Here is a 602-nt window from a genome sequence, read left to right as displayed (position 1 = left end):
GCATCCGGTGTACAGCCCCATGGCGCTGCGCCAGGCACCGCATATCGGCCCCTATCAGAATCAAGACGTGCTGCAGCTGCAAAGCAAAGCCGGCAGCCCCTACGTGTTTTACCTGAACCTCGCGGCCGTGATGAGCGGCTCCACGCCACTAAATGGCGTGACCCGCGAAAACATGTACCGCGCCTGGCAATCGATCGCCGACCAGTATTCGATGTTCAATCTGAACGTGACGACCAACGTGGCCGTCTACAACGCGGCGCGCGCGGCCAATCCCCTGCGGACCGGCATCATCAACTTCATCAATCAAGACGGCCGTTCGTTCGCTCCCCTCCATTCCTTCGGCACCACGGCCGCAGGCACGCTGTACCGCAATCCGGGGTCCGGCTTTGACTATGGATACGGCATCGGTATGACCGGCGCGCACGAAATTGGTCACCAGATGGGCATGAACCACGATGGCGGCGGCAGCGGCGGCGAATACTTCGAAGGCATCGCCGCCTACCAGTGGGGTCCGATCATGGGCAACTACTGGATGGGCGCGAACTGGGCCAATCAGCTGTGGACCTGGAGCCGGGGCGAATACACGACGGCAACCAACAAAG

General features: G+C 61.5%; 1 protein-coding gene. It reads left to right on the top strand.

Features of this window, described 5'->3' with window-relative positions:
- Positions 1-602: hypothetical protein (locus ACP7BV_RS27675; protein ID WP_426108124.1), on the top strand; the 602-nt coding region annotated here is incomplete at both ends.

Source organism: Massilia sp. TSP1-1-2, from assembly GCF_049896185.1.
GTDB lineage: Bacteria > Pseudomonadota > Gammaproteobacteria > Burkholderiales > Burkholderiaceae_D > Telluria_A.
The sequence above is the reverse complement of the archived record's forward strand: the minus strand, read 5'-3'. Positions and strand labels throughout refer to the sequence as shown.